The organism is Chryseobacterium sp., assembly GCF_022712095.1.
Classification (GTDB): domain Bacteria; phylum Bacteroidota; class Bacteroidia; order Flavobacteriales; family Weeksellaceae; genus Chryseobacterium.
In genome coordinates this window covers 1-5,065 of the sequence record NZ_JALAHD010000054.1, presented here as the reverse complement: position 1 = coordinate 5,065, position 5,065 = coordinate 1, and the positions used below count along the sequence as shown (strand labels likewise).

The window sequence follows — 5,065 nt, the reverse complement described above, 5'->3', positions numbered from 1 at the left end:
TTTTAATTCTTGTAGTTACCTTCCTATGCATTTTACCAATAATAAAAGTTCCCATTTCCTCTTCATCAAGAGGTGTGATACGATCTGTTCAGGAGAACACTAAAGTTTCTGCTATTGTTACAGGGAGAATTATTTATAGTAAACTAGAAAGAAATAATCAGGGAATAAAACAAGGTGATACTTTGCTCATCGTAACAGCAGAGCAGCTCGATACTCAAAAGAATTTACAAAACAGCCAAAGTTCAGATTATTCAGCACAATTGCAGGACTTAAATAAACTGACAAGAGGACAAACTTCAGGCTTACAAACCGGGCAATACCAAAGAGAGTTATCTGCTATGCAGGAAAAAATTGCTCAGGTACAAACACAATTGTCTTTAGCTCAAAAAGATTTTGACAGGGCAGCTACCCTTTATAACCAGGGAGTAATCCCCAAAGCAGAATATGATAAATTTTTCTACAATCTTCAAGGACTTAAAAATCAGATTGCCGGAATAAGAGAACAACAAATTGCTCAATGGCAAACGCAGAAAAGAGAAGTAGAAAGGCAAATCCGTTCTTTAGGTTCAGAAGTGCAACGCATTAATCAGGAACAAAAAAACTACATTATTACAGCTCCCATTTCTGGAAGACTTGTTAATTTCTCCGGAATACAGAAAAACAATTTTTTAACGCAAGGACAAAGCATAGGGGAAATTTCTCCGGAAGTTTCCCTAATCGCTGAATGCCTCGTTTCGCCAAAAGACATCGGCTTCATCCATGCCGGACAAAATGTAAAATACCAAATCGACACTTATAATTATAACCAATGGGGATTATTGGAAGGCAAGGTTTCTGAAATAGATCAGAATATTAAAATTAATGAACAAACCGGAGAAGCTTTCTTTAGGGTTCTCTGCCAAATGGATAAAAACTACTTGCAATTGAAAAACGGCTACAAAGGAGAAGTTGATAAAGGAATGACTTTTACAGCACGTTTTCACCTGATCGACCGTACATTATGGCAATTATTATTTGATCGCGTAGACGATTGGTTTAATCCAAAATTGAAATGATGAAAAAAAATATATTGATAAAACAGCACGATATCAAAGATTGTGGTGCTGCTTGTCTAGCTTCCGTTGCAAGCCATTACGGATTAAAAATGCCTATTGCCAAGATCCGGCAGATCTGTCATACCGATACAAGAGGAACAAATGTTTTAGGCTTAATACAGGGATTGGAACAAATGGGCTTCAATGCAAAAGGGGTAAAAGGCGGTGTGGATGCTTTGCTGGAACTTCCTTTACCAGCTATTGCCCATATTATTGTTAATGGGCAAATGCACCATTATGTAGTCATTTACAAAGTCACAAAGGATAAAGTTACAGTAATGGATCCCGCAAGAGGAAAGCTGGAAGAATATAAAACAGAAGATTTTTCAAAAGTCTGGACCGGAGTGCTTATTCTCTTGGAACCTAATGAATACTTTGAACAGAGGGATGAAAAAACCAGCCTCTATAAAAGATTCTGGAACTTAGTTCAACCGCACAAAAGTATCTTAATACAAGCTTTATTAGGCGCATTGGTCTATACGATTTTGGGATTATCAACCTCTATTTATATTGAAAAAATAACAGATTATGTTCTGATAGACGGAAACAAACGTCTACTCAACTTACTTTCTGTTGGAATGATTATAATACTATTGTTTCAAATATTCATTGGAGCTATGAAAAGTGTTTTGGTATTGCAAACCGGGCAAAAAATGGACAAACACCTTATTCTTGGATACTACAAGCATTTATTAAAACTACCTCAACGATTTTTCGATACAATGAAAGTAGGGGAAATTATCTCTAGGGTAAATGATGCCGTTAAAATAAGAACATTTATCAATGATGTTTCCATACAGATTTTTGTCAATATTTTTATCATTATTTTTTCATTTGCGTTGATGTTCACCTATTATTGGAAACTGGCATTAATTACAGCCTTAGTAATTCCTTTTTATTTTTTAGTCTATTGGATCACCAATAAGCTGAATAAAAAAGCAGAAAGGCAATTAATGGAAGAAAGTGCTGAGCTGGAATCTCATTTGGTTGAATCCATCACTTCCGTAAAAACGATTAAACAATTTGGAGTAGAAACTTTTGCTAATAATAAAACGGATAATGCTTTTTCAAAATTATTAAAAACAATTTATGCTTCAGTAATGAATGCTTTATTTTCGGGCAATTCATCAGAGTTTTTATCCCGAATATTTACGATTGTATTACTTTGGGTGGGTTCAGGGTATGTAATTGACAGAGTAATCACCCCCGGAGAATTGCTGTCTTTTTATGCTTTGATAGGATATTTTACAAATCCTGTATCCCAACTAATCGGAATGAACAAAACTATTCAGAATGCTTTAATTGCTGCTGACCGCCTTTTTGAAATCATGGATCTGGAACGTGAGGAAAATACCGATAAATTAGAATTGACAAAAGATAATATTGGCGATATTGAGTTTAAGGAGGTAAGCTTTAGCTATGGCAGTAGAACCGAAGTTTTTACAAACTTCAATTGTCTTATAAAAAAAGGAGAAACAACGGCTATTGTTGGGGAAAGCGGCAGTGGCAAAACAACTTTAGCTTCTTTAGTTCAAAATTTATATTCTCTCAAAGCAGGAAAAATTATGATTGGAGATTATGACATCAATTATATTTCCAACTATTCTTTAAGGAGCTTAGTGTCCGTAGTTCCGCAGCAGATAGATTTATTTTCAGGAAATGTGATTGAAAATATAGCTTTAGGAGAGGATTTTCCAGATATACAAAGGATTTTAAACATCACAAAAAAACTGGGCATATTGAGTTTCGTTGAGAAATTACCCAACGGTTTTCAAACTTATTTAGGTGAAAACGGGGCTTTGCTTTCGGGTGGTCAGAAACAGAGAATTGCCATTGCAAGAGCTTTATATAAAAATCCTGAAGTTCTGATATTGGACGAGGCTACTTCTTCATTGGATACAGAATCAGAAATGATCATTCAAAATACCTTACAGGAGTTCAGAAATCAAGGGAAAACCATGATTGTTATTGCCCACCGATTGAGCACTATCGCAAATGCTGATACTATTTTGGTGATGAAGGACGGGCAGATTATTGAAAAAGGAAACCACAACGAACTTATAAACAAAGATTCTGTTTATAAATCTATGTGGGAAAAACAAAGTACTCGGTTAGACTATTAAAACTAAAATATTATGATTGATTTTATGCTTACCTTATTTTTAGCGGTTATAGAACTTTTAGCTAAAATTTTATAAAATAATATTTACCTAATAAAAAGCCTCCCTATAATACGGAACTTTGCAATATCAGAGATAAACCCCGCATTTGCGAGGTTCAGTTAGAGGCTTTAAAGATAATCTACTTAGGTTACAGTTAGTTAGATTAAACAATCTTATCAATCAATTTTTGTCTCAAAGACATCATATCCTCACTTACTTTACTATCCAGAATCTTGGCATAATGCTGAGTTGTTCTCATATTTTTGTGACCAAGCATTTTACTCACACTCTCAATGGAAACCCCATTTGATAAGGTAACTGTAGTGGCAAAGGTGTGGCGGGCTATATGATAGGTTAATTCTTTATTGATACCACATAAATCAGCAATTTCTTTTAAGTACGCATTCGTTTTTTGATTGCTGAGAACAGGAAGCAGCCTGCCACTATTTATACAAGCCGGATGATTTTTATATTTTTCTATAATGCTTTCGGCTTGGGCAAGTAAAGGTATATTTGAAGTCGTTTTCGTTTTTTCGCGATTCGTATAAATCCATTTACTTCCATCAAGTCCTATACCTATATTTTGAGCAGTTAATTTTTTGGTGTCAATATAAGCTAATCCGGTAAAGCAGCTAAACAAAAAAATATCTCTTACTACTGATAACCTTTCATTGTTGAAATTCTTAGAAGAAATAGCTAACATTTCAGATTCATTAAGAAAAACTCTTGCTACTTCCTTAATTTTAGAGTGATAGTTTACAAACGGATCTTTTTGAATCCATCCATTGGCAATGCAAATCCTGATAACTTTTCCGAAATTCCTAATATATTTTACTGCTGAATTGTTATTGCATAATCTTTCTGTTCGCAGGAAAAATTCAAAATCATTAAGAAACGCATAATCAATTTTTTGAATATCAATATCAGAAATTTTATATTTCCATCGTATAAACTCTTTAGTATGACTCAGACAGGTTTTATATCGGGTTAATGTTCCTTTTGCAAACTCTTTTCCGACTAATTTCTCTATCCTGTCATTATGATCCTGAAAAATAGGAATCAGCATTCGATTCTTATAATCCTTTCCCAATAGTTTATTCTTAAGAATTTCACAGGTGACCATCTCTTTTTCCCGTATCAACTCGTGATACGTATCATAAATTTTTTGTTCAAATGTTTTAAGATAGAAGTTGAGGGATTTGGATTCTTCTGATGAACCTTTTACACTTTGAGCCGAGGAGTTCCATTTCGAAGGTAATATGGTACGTTTTGTACTGATCTCGGAGATTTTACCATCTATAGTAATTCTCATGTAGATAGGTGCTTCTCCCTGAGCGTTGATTTTAACTTTTTTGATATAAAAAAGCAAATTAAATGTCTTGTTCATAATATCGGTTTTAATAATTCCAAATTAACCTGATCATAAACCTGTCACAAGATGTTCAATTTCTGAACAAGCCGACGAACAGGCTGTTTCCCAACTTTTCAGTGACCTGTAGCTTACCTTTTTATTAGGTCACTGAATAGGTCACTTTCAGATTGTGATTATTTAGCTCTTTTTGGAACCGACATAAAACAAAAAATGCTGTAAAACATCAATTTTACAGCATTTTGTACTATTTTAATTTAATAGTTGCGGAGAGTGAGGGATTCGAACCCCCGGACCTGTTACAGTCAACAGTTTTCAAGACTGCCGCAATCGACCACTCTGCCAACTCTCCTGAATAACGACTATGCCGTTGTTTTCAGTGGTGCAAATATAAAACTCATTTTGTTTTCTGCTAAACAATTTGAAAAGAAATTATTATA

Annotated in this window: 3 protein-coding genes and 1 tRNA gene; 2 read left to right on the top strand and 2 right to left on the bottom strand. The window is 34.2% G+C overall.

Annotation, left to right across the window (positions count from 1 at the left end; all coding sequences use genetic code 11):
* Together Q0A18_RS02705 and Q0A18_RS02700 are read left to right on the top strand one after the other, a co-directional pair.
* Window positions 1-1,055: HlyD family efflux transporter periplasmic adaptor subunit (locus Q0A18_RS02705; RefSeq protein ID WP_292008632.1), on the top strand; the 1,055-nt coding region annotated here is incomplete at its 5' end.
* Entirely contained in the window at window positions 1,055-3,217 is a 2,163-nt protein-coding gene (locus Q0A18_RS02700) for a peptidase domain-containing ABC transporter (protein ID WP_292008631.1), read from the top strand. The genes Q0A18_RS02705 and Q0A18_RS02700, both read left to right, overlap by 1 nt.
* Window positions 3,218-3,419: 202 nt before the next feature.
* On the opposite strand, the gene Q0A18_RS02695 is transcribed toward Q0A18_RS02700, so the two are convergent.
* Together Q0A18_RS02695 and Q0A18_RS02690 are read right to left on the bottom strand one after the other, a co-directional pair.
* On the bottom strand, window positions 3,420-4,643 hold the full coding sequence (locus Q0A18_RS02695; RefSeq protein ID WP_292008630.1) for a site-specific integrase: 1,224 nt from the start codon (window positions 4,641-4,643) through the stop codon (window positions 3,420-3,422).
* 249 nt (window positions 4,644-4,892) lie between these two features.
* A tRNA-Ser gene (locus Q0A18_RS02690) sits at window positions 4,893-4,977 on the bottom strand.
* Between the last annotated feature and the right edge of the window lie 88 nt (window positions 4,978-5,065).

Excerpts from the sequence above, each read along its gene's own strand:
- Q0A18_RS02695 (WP_292008630.1), bottom strand. The coding sequence starts at position 4,643 with ATGAACAAGACATTTAATTTGCTTTTTTATATCAAAAAAGTTAAAATC.
- Q0A18_RS02700 (WP_292008631.1), top strand. The coding sequence starts at position 1,055 with ATGAAAAAAAATATATTGATAAAACAGCACGATATCAAAGATTGTGGT.